The sequence below is a fragment of the Streptomyces sp. NWU339 genome, assembly GCF_003143855.1.
Classification (GTDB): domain Bacteria; phylum Actinomycetota; class Actinomycetes; order Streptomycetales; family Streptomycetaceae; genus Streptomyces.
Genome location: NZ_QFRK01000009.1, coordinates 113,653 through 130,375, shown reverse-complemented (window position 1 = coordinate 130,375; position 16,723 = coordinate 113,653). Strand labels below are relative to the sequence as shown.

At 70.1% G+C, this 16,723-nt stretch carries 17 protein-coding genes and 2 pseudogenes; 3 read left to right on the top strand and 16 right to left on the bottom strand.

Going from position 1 to position 16,723, the window contains the following annotated elements:
* Positions 1–200: 200 nt before the first annotated feature.
* Positions 201–863 (bottom strand): CBS domain-containing protein, encoded by a 663-nt coding sequence (locus DIZ27_RS13205; RefSeq protein WP_109378565.1) that lies wholly within the window; start codon positions 861–863, stop codon positions 201–203.
* A gap of 223 nt (positions 864–1,086) precedes the next feature.
* On the opposite strand from DIZ27_RS13205, the gene DIZ27_RS13200 reads away from it, so the two are divergent.
* Entirely contained in the window at positions 1,087–1,287 is a 201-nt protein-coding gene (locus DIZ27_RS13200; protein WP_109378564.1) for a type II toxin-antitoxin system VapB family antitoxin, read from the top strand.
* Positions 1,288–1,297: 10 nt separating this feature from the next.
* Here the strand turns inward: DIZ27_RS13200 and DIZ27_RS13195 are convergent, their stop codons facing one another.
* The 12 genes and pseudogenes from DIZ27_RS13195 to DIZ27_RS13140 form a co-directional block, all read right to left on the bottom strand.
* Positions 1,298–2,089 carry a YqjF family protein gene (locus tag DIZ27_RS13195; RefSeq protein ID WP_109378563.1) on the bottom strand — a complete coding sequence of 264 codons (792 nt, stop codon included), beginning with the start codon at positions 2,087–2,089 and terminating at the stop codon, positions 1,298–1,300.
* Between the two features lie 86 nt (positions 2,090–2,175).
* Positions 2,176–3,284: pseudogene (locus DIZ27_RS13190) on the bottom strand (aliphatic sulfonate ABC transporter substrate-binding protein).
* 422 nt (positions 3,285–3,706) lie between these two features.
* Positions 3,707–4,166 (bottom strand): annotated as a pseudogene (locus tag DIZ27_RS13185) (RrF2 family transcriptional regulator).
* Positions 4,167–4,241: 75 nt separating this feature from the next.
* Positions 4,242–4,541: a hypothetical protein gene (locus tag DIZ27_RS47010; RefSeq protein WP_109378562.1), complete on the bottom strand. Its 300-nt coding sequence runs from the start codon at positions 4,539–4,541 to the stop codon at positions 4,242–4,244.
* 115 nt (positions 4,542–4,656) lie between these two features.
* Positions 4,657–5,595, bottom strand: coding sequence for an endonuclease/exonuclease/phosphatase family protein (locus DIZ27_RS13175; protein WP_109378750.1), 939 nt, complete (start codon positions 5,593–5,595; stop codon positions 4,657–4,659).
* 242 nt (positions 5,596–5,837) lie between these two features.
* Positions 5,838–6,638, bottom strand: coding sequence for an enoyl-CoA hydratase/isomerase family protein (locus tag DIZ27_RS13170; protein ID WP_109378561.1), 801 nt, complete (start codon positions 6,636–6,638; stop codon positions 5,838–5,840).
* Positions 6,635–7,921: a cytochrome P450 gene (locus tag DIZ27_RS13165; protein WP_258308350.1), complete on the bottom strand. Its 1,287-nt coding sequence runs from the start codon at positions 7,919–7,921 to the stop codon at positions 6,635–6,637. The genes DIZ27_RS13170 and DIZ27_RS13165 overlap by 4 nt, the downstream gene beginning before the upstream one ends.
* A gap of 102 nt (positions 7,922–8,023) precedes the next feature.
* The gene (locus DIZ27_RS13160; protein ID WP_109378559.1) at positions 8,024–9,325 is read right to left on the bottom strand and encodes a cytochrome P450; all 1,302 of its coding nucleotides are present in this window, start codon (positions 9,323–9,325) and stop codon (positions 8,024–8,026) included.
* A 103-nt stretch (positions 9,326–9,428) separates the two neighbouring features.
* The gene (locus tag DIZ27_RS13155; protein WP_109378558.1) at positions 9,429–10,031 is read right to left on the bottom strand and encodes an ATP/GTP-binding protein; all 603 of its coding nucleotides are present in this window, start codon (positions 10,029–10,031) and stop codon (positions 9,429–9,431) included.
* A complete protein-coding gene (locus DIZ27_RS13150) occupies positions 10,006–10,380 on the bottom strand; it encodes a DUF742 domain-containing protein (RefSeq protein ID WP_109378557.1) in 375 nt (124 codons plus the stop codon). The genes DIZ27_RS13155 and DIZ27_RS13150 overlap by 26 nt, the downstream gene beginning before the upstream one ends.
* Positions 10,377–10,778 (bottom strand): roadblock/LC7 domain-containing protein, encoded by a 402-nt coding sequence (locus DIZ27_RS13145; protein ID WP_109378556.1) that lies wholly within the window; start codon positions 10,776–10,778, stop codon positions 10,377–10,379. Before DIZ27_RS13145 ends, DIZ27_RS13150 begins: the two co-directional genes overlap by 4 nt.
* Positions 10,775–11,980, bottom strand: a complete 1,206-nt coding sequence (locus tag DIZ27_RS13140; protein WP_181383506.1) for a sensor histidine kinase — start codon at positions 11,978–11,980, stop codon at positions 10,775–10,777. Before DIZ27_RS13140 ends, DIZ27_RS13145 begins: the two co-directional genes overlap by 4 nt.
* Before the next feature lie 378 nt (positions 11,981–12,358).
* Between DIZ27_RS13140 and DIZ27_RS13135 the strand changes: the two genes are divergently transcribed.
* Positions 12,359–13,102 carry a class I SAM-dependent methyltransferase gene (locus DIZ27_RS13135; protein ID WP_109378555.1) on the top strand — a complete coding sequence of 248 codons (744 nt, stop codon included), beginning with the start codon at positions 12,359–12,361 and terminating at the stop codon, positions 13,100–13,102.
* Positions 13,103–13,161: 59 nt separating this feature from the next.
* Here DIZ27_RS13135 and DIZ27_RS13130 read toward each other — a convergent pair whose 3' ends face one another.
* The 3 genes from DIZ27_RS13130 to DIZ27_RS13120 all read right to left on the bottom strand — a co-directional run bounded on the left by DIZ27_RS13130 (position 13,162) and on the right by DIZ27_RS13120 (position 15,134).
* Positions 13,162–13,737 carry a TerD family protein gene (locus tag DIZ27_RS13130; RefSeq protein WP_109378554.1) on the bottom strand — a complete coding sequence of 192 codons (576 nt, stop codon included), beginning with the start codon at positions 13,735–13,737 and terminating at the stop codon, positions 13,162–13,164.
* A gap of 41 nt (positions 13,738–13,778) precedes the next feature.
* Positions 13,779–14,045: a GlsB/YeaQ/YmgE family stress response membrane protein gene (locus DIZ27_RS13125; protein ID WP_109378553.1), complete on the bottom strand. Its 267-nt coding sequence runs from the start codon at positions 14,043–14,045 to the stop codon at positions 13,779–13,781.
* Positions 14,046–14,138: 93 nt separating this feature from the next.
* Positions 14,139–15,134, bottom strand: coding sequence for a sporulation protein (locus tag DIZ27_RS13120; protein ID WP_109378552.1), 996 nt, complete (start codon positions 15,132–15,134; stop codon positions 14,139–14,141).
* Between the two features lie 359 nt (positions 15,135–15,493).
* Here DIZ27_RS13120 and DIZ27_RS13115 point away from each other — a divergent pair, with 359 nt between their 5' ends.
* Positions 15,494–16,645, top strand: coding sequence for an acyltransferase family protein (locus DIZ27_RS13115; protein WP_258308349.1), 1,152 nt, complete (start codon positions 15,494–15,496; stop codon positions 16,643–16,645).
* Positions 16,646–16,723 lie beyond the last annotated feature (78 nt).

The window sequence follows — 16,723 nt, the reverse complement described above, 5'->3', positions numbered from 1 at the left end:
ATCAGGCCGGACACATGCACCTGATCGCAGTGCCGGGTGAAGCGAGAGCGGCACGCGTCAGAAGGATCGACTGTCAGTCGAAGCGCTTCACCACCTCGGATGAGCCGTCGGCCCGGTGAAGCACCGGACGGATGGCGGGCGACACGCACCGGGGCCGTCCCGCCCGGCGACGGCCCCGGTCCGGGACCCGCGGCGCGCGGTCAGCCCGTCGGCGCCGGGCCGTCGGTCCCGGAGTCGGGCACCGCACGGAACTCCACGTCGACGACGCCGTCGACGTTGCGGCACAGTTCCTCGAGCTCCTGAGCCGTCGCCGGTGAGGACAACTGCCCGCTGAGCCTGACATGGCCGTGTGTCACCGTCACCTCCACCGCGGAGGGCGCCTCGCCGAGCGCCCTGACCAGCACGTCCTCGACGATCTCCGTGCGGATCGCCCGGTCCGCGCGCACGAAGACGCGGAGCAGGTCGCTCCTGCTCACCACGCCCCTCAGCCGCCCGGTCCCGTCGATCACCAGCAGCCGCTTGATGCCGTGCCGGGCCATCACCCGGGCGGCGTCCACCACGCTCCAGTCCTCGGCGGCACAGAGCGGGGGCGACGTCATCAGCCCGGCGGCGTCGGTGGCCCAGGCCTTCTCCGGCCGGGGCGCCACTCCCGGCCCACCGGCCTCGCCCTCCTGACGCCCCCACATCTTGTGCAGCAGATCCGCCTCGGACACCACGCCCACCGGACGGTCCTCGGCGTCGACCACGGGGACGGCGGTGATGTCGTACTCGAGCAGCAGGTGCGCGATCTCCTTGAACGGTGTCCCGCCCTGGATCCGGACGACGGCGTCGCTCATCACGTCGCGCACCTTCTGGTGGCTCATCGTGGTGCTTCCTCTCTGCTCCTGGCACACGTCCGACGGACGGACGACCACAGTGCGCACGCGGCCGCCACTGCCATCATCGCCGGTCGGAGGGGTCGAACGAGAACCGGAGGAGTGCGTTCCGACCCCGTTCGCGCGGGCTGGGCCGGAAGGGCGGGTGGCCCGCCTTGTAGAGTTCGGTGATCCGGGTCCACGCAGTGCCCGACACCGTCAGGAGAGCGCCATGGCCGAGGTCACCGTCACACTCGACGCCGAACTGGTCGTGGAAGTCATGGTCCTGGCCGGAGTCGGGTCGCCGCAGGACGCCGTCGAGCTCGTGGTGCGGGACTACATCGCCCGCGGCCACCGTACGGAGACACGCACCGAACTCACCGACCGGAACCTGCGCGAGGTGGACCCCAAGCCGCAGGAGCCGCAGGGCTGAGCCCGGGGCGTCAAGGGGTGCGGATGCCCGCAGGGCGGGCGGGTCGGCCGAAGCGGGCGGGGACGCCCGGCGAGTAGAGGACGCTCACAGGGTCTTTCGCGGGCTTCGGCAGTCCCGCCGCCGCCAGCAGGTCCTCCGCGCAGTCGAGTACCTCGGCGCGGTGCAGGGACCAGCGCGGATGGGTGTTGGGCAGGTACATCGACCGGCCGAAGAAGGAGCCGTGCATGCCCCAGCGGGCGGTCAGGAAGTGTTCCAGCCCGGTGGGCTCCTCGACCCGCTCGCCCACCCGCACGGTGATGCGGCTGTGGGCGCCGCAGGGTCCGGGCCACCGCCGGGAGCTGGTGTACGTGACGGTGTCGCCGCTGTGCCGGACGGCCATCCGGGACCAGAGATAGGGCATCCGGAAACCGATCCGGCCGATCGCCACGGGCAGCAGCCGGGAGGCGTCCAGGGAGAGGAACACCACGCCGCGGCGTCCGTGCGTGTCCACCGAGTAGAGGCGGACGTTGGTCTCGGGGAAGGAGCCGAGGTAGGGGAGCCCCGGGAGGCGCAGCCAGCCGACCCGGTGCATCCGGAAGGCGACGAGTCCGACGTAGGTGACCCCGTCCAGTGTGTCGGGCACCGTTCCGGTCGGCAGCAGAGGGGCCACGTCGGCCGGGTCCGCGGCCCAGTGCAGAAAGGTCAGGTCGAGCCAGGACTGGGTGAGCAGCGGGCGCGCGATGGTCGCCGGCGCCTCGGCCGTGAGGGGTTCCGGGGGCCTCGGAGGTGTCGGGCGCGGATGTGACCGCGGAGTCGGCGGCATCGCACCAGTGTCTCAGAGGAGCGGCGTGGGAGCGGCGGCCGCGGCTGGGACCGCCGCTCCCGGAACTCACCCGGAGTGGGCCGAGGTCACCGCTCGACGCCGAGACCCGCGTCGTCCACCTCGTCCTTGCCCTCGGCTTTGAGCACCTTGTTCAGCGGTGCGAGGTCGTAGATGCCGTCCAGGGCGGGCTGCTCCAGCAGGCCGGCCTTCACCGCGTGCTTCGCCTGCGAGTCGAGGGTGGCGGCCAGCGGGTCGTCCAGGAAGGTGATGGACTCCCAGGCCGGGTCGAGGACGTCCTCGGGCAGGGCCTTGCCGGACAGTTCCTCGAGGGCCTTGTTCGCGGACTCCTTGGCCTGTCGGGGTTGGCCCTGATCCAGTCGTTGGTCTTCACCGAGCCGCGCAGCACGGCCTCGACGACGTCCGGGTGCTCCTCGAGGAACTTCTGCGACACGATGATGTTCGTGATCACGAACTTCTTGTCGGGCCACAGGTCGGCCTCGTCCAGCAGCACCTCGGCGCCCTCCGCGACCAGCTTGGACGCGGTCGGCTCCGGCACCCAGGCACCGTCGATCGAGCCGGACGTGAAGGCGTCGGGTGCCACCTTGTTGTCGGTGCGGACGACGGAGACGTCGCCCTTGCCGCTCTGCGCGTCGACCTTCCAGCCCTTCTCCGCGATCCAGTTGAGGAACGCGACGTCCTGGGTGTTGCCGAGCTGCGGGGTCGCGATCCTCTTGCCCTTGAGGTCGTCCTCGGACTTGATCTTCTTCGGGTTGACGACCAGCTTCACGCCGCCGGAGGCGGAGCCGCCGATGATGCGCAGGTTCTTGCCCCGGGACTTGGTGTATCCGTTGATGGAGGGGGAGGGGCCGATCCAGCCGATGTCGATGGAACCGGCGTTCAGCGCCTCGATCTCGGACGGCCCGGCGTTGAAGGTCGCGGACTTGATCCGGGTGCCGCCGAGCTCCTTCTGCAGCAGGCCCTCCTGGACGCCCACCAGGGCGTTGGCATGGGTGAGGTTCGGGAAGTAGCCGAGCTTCACCTCGTCGACGGACAGCTTCTCGGCGTCCGCCGCGACCTCGGACTGCTTGCCGTCGTCGGTGGACTCGGAGCCGTAGCCGCACGCGGTGAGCAGGAGGGGCAGCGTCGCGGTGACGGCGATGGCGCGCAGGAGAGCGAGAGGCCTTGCGGCAGACACGGAGGTGTCCTTTCGGGGTGGGCGGCGCGGAGAAGGTCGATACGCCGACATAGCCATGCAGAGATGCAGCGATGCGGAGATAAAGAGACACAGAGATACGGCCGGGAGGCCGGGGGAGGGGCGCCGCGTCGTCCTGGGCGTGCCGGAAAGCGGACTACCTGGAGACGGGCGGCCGGGGCGCGGAACGGCGACAGATGGCACTCGACGCGCGGCCGAAGTCGATGTGACGGCGCGAGGTCAGGTGGGGCAGCAAGCGGGCCGTGCGGTCCAGTGCACGCATGACCGGCCCCCGATCCCTGGTTTTCCTACCCGGTTGCTAGGGATCGTGGCAGACCGGGGCCCTCCCTCCAAGAGGGTTTCCATATCCTGGCCGAGCTCATCTCATGATCTGAGATATGAAATCCGGGCGCCGTTCCGCTTGCTCAGGGGTTGACCCAGGCGTCCGGAGCATCGGTCAACGCGGCGACCTCGGCGGGGAGTTCGGCCGCGGCGACATCGGCCAGCGACACACCTTCCAGGATCTCGCGCACATGGGACCGCAGCGCGATCCACAGCGGGAGCAGCGACTGCGCGGGGCCGGAGTAGGACAGGTCCGGCGGGCGGACCCCACGCACCGAGACCAGCGGCCCGTCCACGACGCGGATGACGTCGGCGATGCTGATGGTGTCGGCGGGCCGGGCCAGTCGGTACCCGCCGTTGCCGCCGCGCCGGCTGAGGGCGAGACCGCCCCGACGCATGTCGTTCAGGATGCCTTCGAGGAACTTGTGCGGAATGTCCTGGGCGTCGGCGATGGCCTCGGCCTTGAGGGGGGGCGTCGTCCCGTGCCGCGGCGAGCTGCAGCGCGGCCCGTACCGCATAGTCCGCCCTGGCTGAGATCCGCATGCCCGTAGTATCCCGCACGCTCCGGCCGGTGTCCGGTGCGGGTCCGCGGCCGACCTGCCGGGCACCCGGCATCGGTCAGGCGGCGTTCCTCCGGTCGACGGACCCGGTACCGAGGGCCGACGCCGGGCCCGCTGTCGCTGCCGGTCCGGCTGCCGGCGCCGGGGCGGCGGACTCGGGGGCGGCGGGTTCGCGGAGCAGGAGGAGTGCGGCGTCGTCGTGCAACCGGCCGCCCGCGTGCGACAGCAGTTCCTCGTGCAGCGCGGCGGCCGTGCGGGCCGGATCGTCGTACAGGTGCCGGGCCAGGCCTTCGGCGAGAGGACCGGACGCACGGTCGGCGCGCTGCACGGAGGAGATGGGTGTGGGGCCCGTGCCCATGGCACCGGCGTGCGCCCCACACGTGTCCCGGGCAAGGCGGAACAGGGCACCGCGGGGAGCTATGGGGGCCTACGACGTGACACACCTCCGGTACCGGGCGGTCCGGTCGGTGGCCTCAGTCGAGGGTGATGCGCGCGGCCACCGGCAGATGGTCGCTGCCGGTGGCGGGCAGGGTGCGGATGTGACGGACGGTGGCCGAGCGGGCCATGACCTGATCTATCCGGGCCAGGGGCAGCGCGGCGGGGAAGCTCAGGGCGAAGCCGCGTTCCGCCACGTTCATCCGTGAGGTCAGCGGGGTCAGGCCCCGGTCGTCGACGGTGCTGTTGAGGTCGCCGAGAAGGATCACGGTCTCCAGTTCCTCGGCGGCGACCGCCCTGCCCAGCAGACGGGCGCTCTCGTCCCGGTGGGCGGAGGCGAGGCCGCTCGCCCCGACCCGGATCGAGGGCAGGTGCGCGACGTACGCCGCGACGTCCCCGTGCGGTGTGCGGACCACGGCCCTCAGCCCGCGGCTCCAGGGCTCGGTGATCCCCGGGGGTTTGATGTCCAGCAGCCGGGCATCGGTGAGCGGGTGCCTCGACCAGAGGCCGACGGTGCCCCGCACCGCGTGGTACGGGTAGCGTCGGGCGAGCGTCCTCTCGTAGAGCGGCAGCGCCGTCGGCACCAGCTCCTCCAGCGCGATGAGGTCGGGCCCGGCGTCGGCCAGGGCGCGGGCCGTGGCCGACGGGTCGGGGTTCTCGTCGCTGACGTTGTGCTGCACCACCACCAGTTCCCGCGGACCGGCGGGCGGTTCGGGCAGGAACAGTCCGCCGAAGAGATACGTCCAGGCCGCCACCGGCAGCAGCAGGGCCACCAGCGCGACGGCCGAACGCCGCAGCAGCGCCAGGGCGAACAGCACCAGGACCACCAGGCCCAGCCAGGGGAGGAACGACTCCAGCAGACTGCCCACCCGGCCGACGGCGTTCGGCACGGCACGGTGGAACACCAGCAGCCCCGCCGACAGCACCGCGGCCACCGCGGCCACCCGCCCGCGCGTCGCCGCCCCCGCCACCGGCATCGCACCGCTGCCCACCCGTTCCCCCACGGCTCCCCGGCTCCCCGTCCGCATGATCGACCTTGTTCTTCCCAGGACGCGCGACCGCGTGACGCGGTTGCCGGCCGGCCGGCAACCCTCGACCACCCGGTGGAGACCGAGGTCGTCGTGGTGCTCGACCGAAACGGCCCGGCCCCGGCAGAACGCACAACAAGGCCCCCGGAAGTCGGCGTGTTCCAGGGGCCGGTGACGCTGTGAGGGCGCGATCAGCGGGACGTACGCATATGGTGCACTTCGCTGGCGACCGCCGCCATCAGTTCGGGATCCAGGACCGACGCGTCGGCGAGACGGGTCGAGGCGGTCAGGGAGTTCAGCAGCGTCTTGGTGACCCGCACAGCGGGCAACGAGCGCCGCAGGAGTGGTCTGGCCCACTCGTCGACCGCGGCGTCGAGCGCCTCCTCGGGCACGACCCGTTGCAGGATCGACAGGCCGAGGGCCTCCTGGGCGGGGAGGGGGCGTCCGGTGAGGATGAGTTCACGCACGGACGCGGCTCCGACCTCGCTGACCAGCCGCGGCAGCAGGCCGCCCCACGCCGTGGGCAGACCGAGGGCGAGTTCGGGCAGCCGGAAGCTCGCGGTGTCGGCACCCACCCGCAGATCGCAGGCGAGAGCGAGGGCGAAGCCGGCCCCGATGGCCCTGCCCTGGACGCGGGCGATGGTGACGGCGGAGTGGGACGTCAGCGCGTCGCACACCCGCCGGGCCTTGACGCCGGAGACACGGATGCCGTTGCCGGTGGCGTCGTGGGCGAGGTGACCGGCGAACTCCTCGCGGTCCCCGCCGAGGCAGAAGTCCTGCCCGGCGCCGGTCATCACCAGGACGCGCACCGAGGGGTCCTGGTCGTCCAGCACGGTGAGCAGGTCGTCCAGCATGGCCTCGCTGACGACGTTGCCCTGCTCGGGAACGTTCAACTCGATGGTGAGGACAGGACCCTGCCGATGGGTGCGCAGGGTCTTCAGTATCCGGTCGTCGGGGTCATCGGGGTCGCCGGACAGGAGCGGGGAGTTCATATCGTCACTTTCAGGGAGGTGATGCGGCGGAACACGATACGGGTGGTGTCGTACGTGGGAGGTGCGGTGGGCCGCAGAGTGGGGAAACGTTCCAGTAGCTGGACGAGGAGTTCACGCGCCTCGAGTCGTCCGAGGCCCGCTCCGAGGCAGTAGTGCGCGCCGCCGCCGAAGGTGAGGTGCCCGCCGTTGCGCAGGATGTCGAAGGAACCGGGGTCCGGATTGCGGCGCGGGTCGTGGGCGGCGGATCCGTACAGGACGTGGACGGTGGTGTCCTTCGCGATCGGCACGCCTGCGAGGACGGTGTCGTCGGCGGCGATACGGGAGTTGAGGACCACGGGCGGGTCGTAGCGCAGCGTCTCCTCGATCGCGTCGTCGATGTGGTCGGGGTTCCGCCGCAGCCAGTCGGCGCGCGACGGGTCCTGGGTCAGGAACCAGACGGCGTTGGCCAGCAGGACGGAGCTGGTCTCCAGGGAGGCGATGGTGATGAACATCGTCAGGTCGTAGAGCACCTGGTCCGCCGCGGCCCGGTCGTCCGGGTACTGGGCGTCCCAGTAGTGGATCCAGCCGGTGAGGGCGTCGTCGCCCGGGTGTGCGCGCCGGTGCCGGATGAGCTCGGTGAAGTAGGCCCGCATCTCCAGGGTGGCCTGGGCCGATATCGCGAGTTCGCTCTTGCTGGGCAGCAACTCCTGTGCGTAGACCTGCCGGTGGGTGAAGTCCAGGATGTGAGCGTGGTCGGCCGGGTCGATGCCGAGCCACTGGCCGACGGTGCGGACGGGCAACTGCTCCCCGACGACGGTGTTGAAGTCCGCCTCGCCGTCGGAGCTGAGCCGGTCCGCGAGTTCGTCGAGGAGACCGGAGACGAGAGCGGCGATCCGGGGGCGCGCGCGCTCGATCGAGGAGCGGTCGAAGGGGTTGCCCAGAGCCCGCCGCTGGCGTGTGTGGGTAGGGGCGTTGAGGCGGATCAGGGTTCTGGTCATCTCACGGGTGGCGGGGTCTTCCCAGCGTTCCTGGTCCGACTGGCGCTCCTGCCAGGCGAAGTCCGGGGCGAGCCAGTTCCTGCCGCGCAGGACCTGGCTGCACGCCTCGAATCCGGTGACGAAGTAGCCGCCCCAGGGGGCGCGTACGACGTCTCCCATGGAACGCAGTTCCTCCCAGACGGGAAGCGGGTTGGTCTGTCCTTCGCTCGAACGCAGTCGACGGAGGAGGGAGATGACGGTTCGGCGGTCCGTGTTACTGGTGCCGGGGATGGTGCTGGTGTCACGTATTTCACCAACGGCGGTCACGCGAAGCTCCTTTGGCTGGGCGCTGCCGGTACCGCCGGAATCTACCCTTCCACCCTCCTCCGTCATGCGCCACAGGGTGTTGCTCCTGTCACATGCCGTGCATCAGACGCGGAAGACGTCGAGGAAACTGCTCCAGAAGCCCTTCCTCCGGCCCGACTCCCGCCGCGCCGGGGCGGCCTGGGCCACGGGCAGCGGCTGCTCCGCACCGGCCGACGCGGCCCGGTGCTGCAGAGCCGCCGCCATCCGCGTGGCCGGCGTCGGACTGAACGTCGCCGGCAGCGTCACCAGCGCGCGGTGGAACGGCCCCGGCCGCCACTGCAGTTCCTCCTGCGGTACGGCCAGCGTCAGGTCGGGCAGCGCGTTGAGTAGCCGCTCGATCGCGGTGATCGCGATGACCTGCGCCGGGTCCTTGGCGGGGCAGGCGTGCGGGCCGGCCCCCCACGCCAGGTGGGCGCCCCTGCTGCGGATGCGGCGGGCCTCAGCGAGCGCGGGGTCGCTGTTGGCGCCCGCGAAGGAGATGACGACCGGGGTGTTGGCCTCCACCACATGGCCGCCGAGGTCGACGTCCTGGACCGGGTAGTGGGTCGCGTAGTTGGCGATGGGGGTCTGGTTCCACAGCACGTGGTCGAGGGCCTCCTCGATCAGCATGCCGCTCTGCCGGCCGCCCGCGCCGGACAGCAGCAGCACCAGGGCGTTGCCGATGAGGTTGCGCTCGGGTTCCACCCCGGCGCCCATCAGCATCACCAGCTGGTCCTTGAGCTCCTCGTCGGTCAGCCCGGCCGGGTGCTGGATCAGCCAGGAGGTGATGTCCTCGCCGGGCTGGCGCCGCTTGAGGGCGATCAGCTCCATGAGGCAGGCGGTGAGGTCCTCGTTGGCACGCAGGGCGTCCTTGCCGTCGAAGATCGCCGACATCGCGGTGGTGAGGGTGTCACCGATGTTCGCGGGGCAGCCGAAGAGCTTGTTGAACAGCAGCAGCGGCAGCAGCTTGGCGTAGTCGTTGAGCAGGTCGGCGCGGCCCCGCTCGCTGAACTGGTCGAGGAGGTAGTCGGCGATCGGCTCGACGTCACGGCGGACCCGGGTGATGTTGAGCTGGGCCAGGCTGTCGGTGACCGCCTTGCGCAGCCGCAGGTGCACCGCACCGTCGGTGAACAGGCAGTTGGGCCGGTACGCCATCATCGGCAGCACCGGGTTGTCCATCCCGATGTGCCCCTCGTTCAGGGCCTTCCACCGGCGGGCGTCGCGGGCGAAGAGCTCGGTGTTCTGCAAGACGCGCAGCGCCATCTCGTGCCCGACGACCAGCGTGGCGTCCACGCCCGGCGCGAGCTCGACCGGACCGGCCGGGGCGTGGGCGCGCAGCTGGTCGTAGAGCGCCTGGGGGTCGGCGGCGAACGAGGCGTCGTGCATGGGGCATCTGCTGCCCGTGGGCGCGGCTGTCGGCTGAGGATCCATGAAGTCTTCCTTGGTGATCCGGGAACCGCTGTTCCCGGGTGGAGTGGGCGCGTGACGGTCAGGCGGCGCGCTCGAGCAGATGCCGGACCAGCGCGATCAGTGCCTTCGCGGAGGATCGCTGGTCACGGGCGTCGCAGTAGACGACGGGAGTGTCCGGCAGCAGGTCGAGCGCCTCACGCACCTCTGCTTCGCTGTACGTGGCGGACGGGTCGAAGGTGTTGACGGCGATGGCGTACTCCAGGCCGTACCCCTCGACGAGGTCGATGACGGGGAAGGTCTCCTCCAGCCGTGCGGGGTCGACCAGGAGCAGGGCTCCCAGCGCACCGCGCGCCATGTCCTCCCACAGCTGCATGAAGCGCTGCTGTCCCGGCGTGCCGAACAGGTACAGCACGAGGTCTTCGCTCAGTGTGAGACGACCGAAGTCCAGGGCGACCGTGGTGGTGGTCTTGTCCGTCACGCCCCGCAGGTCGTCGACGTGGACGGAGGCCTGGGTCATCTTCTCCTCGGTGCGCAGCGGAGTGATCTCCGACAGCGAACCGATGAGAGTCGTCTTGCCCACGGCGAAATGCCCGACGACCAGGATCTTCGCGGCGTTGGTCACCGCGTTGGAGACGTAGATGGAGCCCTGGGCCGTCTCAGCTGATGAGGGATTGGAGTCCATGCAGAACCTTCTCGAGGGTCGCTCTGTCAACGTTCTGGGCCCGCGGCGGTTCGGCGCGGTGCAGCAGGTGCCCCTGCTCGAACAGGTCGGTCAGCAGCAGGCGGGCCACTCCGACCGGCAGGCCGAGGTGGCCGGCCACCTCGGCCACCGACAGGTAGCCACCCGCGCACAGGTCCCAGATCGCCGTCACTTCGGGCCCGGCCCCGAGCGGGAGGGTCCGCTCGGGAGCCAGCGTGACGAGGGTGTGCAATGCAAGGTCGTCCGAAGACGGCAGGCTCCGGCCACCGGTGATGACGTAGGAGCGGACGAAGTCGCTGGATACGGACCCTTCTTCGCCGGGAGCCGTCATGAGCCGACACCGTGGTTCGCGCGTGGCGCCACGCTCATCGCCTTGTTCAGTGCCGTCACCGTCTTCTGCATGCGGAACGACACGGCTTCCATGTCGACGTCCGGAGCCGCCGAGACGGCCAGGTAGGCGCCCTGACCGGCGGCGCTCAGGAAGATCCAGCCGCCGTCGTACTCCAGCAGCGTCTGCTTCCAGATGCCGTTCCCGGCCCCGACGAAACCGGCGACCGCCCGGCTGAGGGACTGCATGGAACTCATGGCGGCGGCGTTCGTCTCCGCGTCGTCGCGCGAGATGTCGTCCGAACGCTGAAGCAGCAGGCCGTCACCCGAGACGAGCACGGCGTGACGGGCACCACGCACCTCGAGCACGTCGTTCAGCACCCACGACAGGTCGGTGTTCACCGCTGATCAGGTCCTTCCATGGTGTTCGTGATCCGACCGAGCTGTGTGCCACGGGCGAACGCCCCGAGGCGTGACGCGGTCACCTCGCTGGCCGGTTCGGATGTCTGCTCGTCGACACCGGCCGTGTCGTCCGGCGCGGGCACCACCGAGATGGGGCCCTGCCGCCGGCGTCGCTTGGGAAGCCCGCCGTTCGTCCGGCCCACCACATGGGAGGGGCCCACCGGGACGGGAGCCAGCCGCTGCGGGGCGGCCTCCTGGCTCACGGCCTCCTGGACGGGCTCGGCGGGTGCGGGCGCGTCGGCGGCCAGGAGACTTTCCGGTACACGGATCACTGCACGCACTCCGCCGTAGGGGGACACCGAGCCGACGGAGACGGAGAAGCCGTACCGCGTGGCGAGCATGCCGCACACCGCGAACCCGAACCGGGGCGGGTCGCCCAGACCGGTGATGTCGACCTCACTGTCGGCCGACAGCAGAGCCGCCGCCCGGTCCTTGGTCTCCTGGTCCATGCCCAGGCCGGCATCATCGACGATGAAGCACACACCCGTCGGGACGGCCTGGATGTTGACCTCGACCGGCGTGCCCGGGGCGCTGTAGGTGGTCGCGTTGTCCAGCAGCTCGGCCAGCACGACGGCCACCGGCTCCACGGCCTTGGCGGAGACGGAGACGCTGACCTGCGCATGGATGCCGACCCGGTTGAAGTCCTTGATCCGCCCCTGGGCGCTGCGCGCCACGTCGTACACGGTCGCCGCGCCGTCACGCCGGCCCAGCCAGCCACCGCACAGGACGGAGATGCCTTTGGCCCGGCGGCTGAACTGGCTGCCGGTGTGGTCCACCGACATCAGGTCGGCGAGGACCTCGGTGTCGTTGCCGTACTTCTTCAGCAGGCCGTCCAGCAGCAGCTGCTGCTCCTCGGCGAGGGACTGCAGTGTTCCCATCGCCGACTTCAGTACGGCTTTGGTCGACGACTCGGCATCCGCGCGGACGTCGGCGAGGTCGCCCTGGTGCCGTGCGTTGAGGGTGGCGATGTACCCCTGCTGCTGGGCGAGCTGGCCCTGGGCCTGACCCAGGTCCGATTCCAGGTCCTTCCTCGTTCTGCGGAGCGCCAGGTTGGTTCTCCGTGCCCTCATCACTGCGAACGCCGCAGCGATGAGTACTACCAGCAAGATCCACAACAGTGGATCCCTGATCAATGACGTCATGAGACTCTCTTCAAGTCGCATCGTGCCGGGAGCGCGGAGGGTCCACCGATCCGACTCGAGGATTCCGGCCGTCGATCGGCTCGAGCCCACGGGCGGACCACACCTCACACCTTGGCGATGGGGCCTTAGAGACTGTCCCCCGTACGCGTTCATGACGCGCCGTCAGTCTACTGAAAGTTCGATGATCTTATCAGGTGCATATGCACAAAACGCTTGCCCCGTTCCTCGCCTGACGACCCTCACCAGACCCTCACACGCCAGCCTTTTACAGGCCATTGAAGCGGCCGGCGGCGGCGCGGGACGGACCGGGCCCAGGGGTGGAACCGGCCTCCGGGAATCGGGTGGACAGCGCACGGGTTGTCGGCGCAAGTTGGCGGAATGCAGCAGGAGGAGATCTGGGACGCCGACACCGCGCAGCGCTACGACACGCCGGGCACCGGCATGTTCGCGCCCGAGACCCTGGGGCCGGCCGTCGACCGGCTCGCCGGCCTCGCCGGGGAGGGGGCCGCGCTCGAGTTCGCCATCGGGACCGGCAGGGTGGCGGTCCCCCTCGCCGAGCGGGGAGTGCCGGTCACCGGCATCGAGCTGTCCGTCCCGATGGTGGAGAGGCTGCGGACCAAGGCGGACGAGGCGACGATCCCGGTGGTCATCGGTGACATGACGACCACCGTCGCGCCGAGCGGGTACAGCCTCGTCTACCTCGTCTACAACACCATCTCCAACCTGCTCACCCAGACCGAGCAGGTCGAGTGCTTCCGCAACGCCGCCCGCCACCTCGTCCCCGGGGGCCGGTTCGTGATCGAGCTCTGGGTGCCGGAGCTGCGCAAGCTCCCGCCGGGCCAGGAGGCCACGGTCTGGCAGTCCGAGCCCGGATACATCGGCCTGGACACGTACGACGTCCTGCGCCAGCAGGTGGTGTCGCACCACTTCCGGTTCGACGGGACCCGGCAGGCGCTGCTGTTCCGCAGCCCCCACCGCTACATCTGGCCGGCCGAACTCGACCTCATGGCCCAGCTGGCCGGCTTCGAACTGGAGGCCAGGCACGCGGACTGGGTCGGAGCCCCCTTCACCGCCGAGTCGCGTTCCCACGTCTCGGTCTACCGCATCCCGCCCGTCCGGTAGAGAACGAGCACGCCGGGTCGGCCCGTACGGGCCGACCCGGCGTGTGGTCCGGCTCGGTGTCAGACGTTGACGCCGAAGTCGGCGGCGATTCCGGCGAGCCCGGAGGCGTACCCCTGGCCGACGGCGCGGAACTTCCACTCGGCACCGTGGCGGTAGAGCTCGCCGAAGACCATGGCCGTCTCGGTGGAGGCGTCCTCCGAGAGGTCGTAGCGGGCGATCTCCTGGTTGTTGGCCTGGTTGACGACGCGGATGAAGGCGTTGCGGACCTGGCCGAAGCTCTGTCCGCGGTTCTCGGCGTCGTGGATCGAGACCGGGAACACGATCTTGTCGACCTCGGCGGGTACGCCGACGAGGTTCACCTTGACGCTCTCGTCGTCGCCCTCGCCCTCGCCGGTGAGGTTGTCACCGGTGTGCTCCACCGAGCCGTCCGGGCTCTTCAGGTTGTTGTAGAAGACGAAGTGCTGGTCGGACAGGACCTTGCCGGAGCCGTCGACCAGCAGCGCGGAGGCGTCGAGGTCGTAGTCGGTGCCGGTGGTCGTGCGGACGTCCCAGCCGAGGCCGACCACGACCGCGGTCAGCCCCGGGGCCTCCTTGCTGAGAGAGACGTTGCCGCCCTTGGACAGGGAAACACCCACTGCCTACTCCTTCTTGGTTGTCCTTGCTCGTTCTCGGTGGTTCAGTCGCGCGAGTTGCCGAAGAGGAGGCGGTAGCCGATGAGGAGGACGAGCGCGCCGACGATGGCCGAGCCCCAGGTGGCGGCGTCGAAGAACTCCCGCTGCACCGGACGGCCCAGGAACTGCGCCGACAGCCAGCCGCCGAGGAAGGCCCCCGCGATGCCGATGACCGTCGTACCGATGAGCCCGCCCGGATCGCGTCCGGGCAGGACGGCCTTGGCCACCGCTCCTGCGAGCAGCCCCAGTACCAGCCATGCGATGACGCCCATGTCCACCCACTCCTCGTCTCTTCGCGTCCGTGCGTCCGCAGCCTATCTTCTACAATTATGTAGAAGACGAGGGGTGGGGGCACCGCGCGCTGATCAGTCCTCGTCCCCTCCTTCGTCTTCGTCGCCCTCGAAGAAGTCCCCGACCTCGTCGACGACCTCGGCCGCGACCATGCCGCCGACGACACCGACGGCGAGCCCGGCCGCGCCCGCCGCGACGACGGTTCCCATGCCGGGGCCGGAGCGGTGGCCGTCGTGGTGGTGCTCGTCGTGGATGTGGTGGCCGCCGTACCCGTGGCCGGCATGCGCGCCGTACGAGGCCCGGTGCTCCACGAGCCGGCGCATCCAGTCGTCGACGACGGCGTTCCAGTCCTGGTGTTCGACGCCGTCGTGGGAGACGGTGAACCGGTTGACCGCGTCGTGGCCGGAGGAGAAGAGCCCGCCGCGCTTGTCCGCCTCCAGTACGACCTCCATGCCGCCGGGACCGGCGAGGAACGTCACCTCGACCTCGTTGACCTGGTGGGCGTACTGCGGCGCCGGGGTCAGCTCGATCTCCTGATAGAAGGGGAGCTGCTGGCCGGTGCCGCCGATGCGGCCGTACTCGAGGTCGGCGGACCTGAAGCCGAAGCCCAGCCCGCCGAACGCCTCGAGGATCGCCTCCTGTACGGGCAGGGGGCCGACGTTCAGCTGGTCCAGGTCACCCTTGTCCCTGGCGCCCGCCACGGCGAGCTCGGTGCGCACGCCCAGGACGATGCCGAGGCCCTGGCCGTGCAGCTCGGTGACGGGCGTCTCCCAGGGCAGCATCACGGAGAACGGCACGCTGTGCGCCGCGCCCGCGGCGAGCCGGAAGCCGCCGCCCACGGTGAATCGCTCGAAGGCGACGACGCCTTCGCTCTCGCCCTCCCCGTGCTCGGCCTCGACCCGGGCCACCAGCTCCAGCGTGATGTGCTCGATGTCGAAGTCGGCGTCTCCGCCCTTGAGGTGAACCTGCCCGGTCAGCGCGGCTCCGGGCCGGGGCGCGCCGGGGTCGAGGACCGTGTCGACCGTGGGGCCACCCACTCCGAGCGAACCGAGCAGTCGTTTGAACACCATCGCGGCGTTCACTCCTTCACGTGCGATTGTTCCGTAGGCGCGACGCCGCACACCCTCGCGGGCATCCGGCAAGGGCCTTCTACAAGCACGTAGAAGCATAGAGGCGGTGGAGATCGAGGAGGGGTTCGCTGCGTGCCCCCACGGCGTGAATGGCCGAAAGTGGACAGCCGTGGCATGGGCGGATTCCGCAGGTCCGGGAGCGGATGGACGTACGCGCGCGCAACGGTGACACGACCACGGGCCCGGGTTTACCCCGGCGTCCGCCCCGGTTACGGTTTCCCGAGTCGTTACTCTCGTGTCGCATACGCAACTCTCGTAAGAGGTGTTCTGCTCTGTCTGGGTTCCCGAAGGAAGGAATCGTGAAAGAAACGCTGCCCGCGCGCAGCCCCGGGGAGACGGACGGGCCACCGACGACGCCCGGCGGGACGGCACCGGCCACGGGGGAGACCCGCGCCGCCACCGCACCGGCCGTCGCGCGCACCCGGTCGGCGAAACCGCGGGACGCGCTCTTCGACAACGCCAAGTACCTGGCCATCGTGCTGGTGGCGGTCGGCCACGCATGGGAACCGCTGCGCAGTGAGAGCCGCACCGTCACCGCCCTCTACACACTTGTCTACGCCTTCCACATGCCGGCGTTCATCGTCATCTCCGGCTACTTCTCGCGTGGCTTCGACTGGAGCGCTGGACGGATCAAGCGTCTGGTCACCGGGGTCGCCGTGCCCTACGTCGTCTTCGAGGTGGCGTACACCTTCTTCACCCGGTGGAGTGACAACAAGCCGGACCGTTCGATCAGCCTGCTGGACCCCCTGTACCTGACCTGGTTCCTGGCCGCGCTGTTCATCTGGCGGCTGACCACCCCGATCTGGCGGTCCGTGCGGTGGCCGCTGCCCCTCGCCCTCACCATCGCGGCACTGGCCCCCCTGGCCCCGTCCATCGGCAAGGACCTCGACCTCCACCGCACCCTGCAGTTCCTGCCCTACTTCGTACTCGGCCTGTCCCTCAAGCCGGAACACTTCGAAAGGGTGCGGCGCCGTCAGGTACGCATCCTGGCCGTACCGGTCTTCCTCAGCGCGCTGGTCATGGCGTACTGGGCCGTGACGCGGATGAACTACGCCTGGTTCTTCCACAACTCCAGTGCCGAGGATCTCGCGGCGCCCGCCTGGTACGGGCCCGTCATGACGCTGGCGATCTTCGGCTGCTCGACGGTCCTGGTCGCCTGCTTCCTCGCCCTCGTTCCGCGACGCCGGACGTGGTACACCGCGCTCGGTGCCGGCACACTGTACGGCTACCTGCTGCACGGCTTCGTCATCCAGGCCGCCAACCACTGGCACTGGTCCCACAACGACTGGTTCCACCGCCCGCTCGGCGCGATCACCGTCACCGTCGTCGCCGCCGTGGGCGTGACCGTCTTGTGCACGGCACCGGTGCGGCGGGCCTTCCGGGCCGTGTTCGAGCCGAGAATGGACTGGGCCTTCCGGCAGCGGGAACCGGCACCACCGAAATCCGGATGAAGCCCGAGGGGCGCACGAACTCGACAGCTCGTGCGCCCCTCGTATTCGTGCGTCCCGCGGGCCCCGCACCACCCGGTC